Raw genomic sequence first — 1,743 nt, 5'->3', positions numbered from 1 at the left:
TGTGATTACCGAGGGAGGTTGACGGTCTAAATACCGAAGGATTCTGTCGTTGCTTTATTCATAGTAGTCCACTATTGCAGATTAGTTTCTATTCGATAATTGATTCCTCGGCACGTGCCTCCCGTAATTCTCTTGTATTCAGCTTTTCTTCAAGCCAGATGTTCCTTACTGTTGAGTGACTAATCGAGATGTTAAAACGCTTTCTCATCTCACCACTTATCCTAATAGAGGTTAGGTGAGGCGATTTGAGTGTTAATGAGATGACGATATTTCGAGTCTTTTCATCGATGCGATTATTGTTGTGTGATTGACCATACAGACGTTTCAAAGCAAGTGGGCCATGGGCTTCAAGTAATTGACGGTTGTTGTGAATGCTTTTGACAGAACAACCGCTTTGTCGAGCCGCTTCTCTAACATTCCCTAACTCATTGGCAAGCTCTATAGCCTCGATCTTTTTCTGAACCTCTTCTCCGTATTCTTTCCTAGAGCTAGGCTCAGTAAGCTCTTTAATCGATAACTCTCGGTCGGCAAAATAAGCCGTAAAACCACCATCAAGTTGCTTACGTAGTTCGACTTGTTGACTCACGATAGAGTGCCGTAATGGGGAGGTAATTTGATACATTGCGTTGGCGTAGCTGAAGGTATGATCTCGACGGATTTTTCGATATTCTTTTTGAATACATATCGCGTCAATGTTGAGGTACTTCGGAACGGGTGTATGCTCAGAGCGCATTAATTTGGCGTTGACTGTGAGGGTCGTTGCCCAATACTCAGGGATGAAGGTATTTTGTAGGTAGTTATTTGCACTGATCATATCAGTAACCCCAGCCAGCCTTAACTCAGGGACTAGACGATCTTGGAACGTATCAAAAGCACGTTCGATGCGACCCTTGCCTTGAGGCGAATTGGCAAAAATAATTTCTATACCCAGCTCTTCACAGGCTCGTTGCATCTGGGAGAAGTGGCAACGTTTTGGTCCACCGAAGATGCCCGCTCTATCGACATAAAGAGTCTTAAAAAGCCCTTTTTTCTTGATATAAGTTTTCATTACTTTGAGGCACCCTTCGGTGGTTTCTGAAGGAAAAAACTCCGCATGAACCTCACTGGTTGCATCATCAATCATGGCGATAAGACAGGATTTTTTATCACCGAACCAAAGGTGCGGACTGCCGTCCATTTGCAGCATTAAGCCTTCGGCTTCCATACGCTCACGTCGTCTTCTTACCTTAGAACGTCGATGTTTGGCTCGTTTTACATGATGGATTTCATGTGCCCAGGTACGAAGCGTCTCCCGTTTTACTTTGATGCCTTCAAATACCTCTAACATATCGGCGAGATGAAGCATGTTAAAGTCGTAATACTTGGCCTTTATAAGAGCTTGAACTTGTTGCTTTAAGGTAATGGGGATTTTATTAGCGGGTGCCCTTCCTGTGTTGCCATGAACCACAAATCGGATACCATCAGAGCGATATCGCCTGAGATAACGTTCAATGGTTCTGCGAGACTTATTGAGGAGCTTAGAGGCATTAGTAATTGAGATTTTACCGAGAGCAACTTTTGCGATGATATCCACGGTAAGCTGAGATTGAGTATTCATAACGATCATCCTATACACCCCTGACTAATTCGTAGCACTAGTCAAAGGATTACGTAAAAATAGAGACCGTCAATTTCCCTCGGTAATTAAGCGAATGACAAAGTCGCTTGGTAGTTACGATACGACAGAATCGCTTGGTGATCACA

At 43.4% G+C, this 1,743-nt stretch carries 1 protein-coding gene; it reads right to left on the bottom strand.

What is annotated here, in order from left to right; genetic code table 11:
- Positions 1 to 88: 88 nt before the first annotated feature.
- Entirely contained in the window at positions 89 to 1,606 is a 1,518-nt protein-coding gene (locus ACED53_RS23315; protein WP_081324582.1) for an ISNCY family transposase, read from the bottom strand.
- Between the last annotated feature and the right edge of the window lie 137 nt (positions 1,607 to 1,743).

This window comes from Vibrio sp. 1F169 (genome assembly GCF_041439605.1).
Classification (GTDB): domain Bacteria; phylum Pseudomonadota; class Gammaproteobacteria; order Enterobacterales; family Vibrionaceae; genus Vibrio; species Vibrio tasmaniensis_A.
The sequence above is the reverse complement of the archived record's forward strand: the minus strand, read 5'-3'. Positions and strand labels throughout refer to the sequence as shown.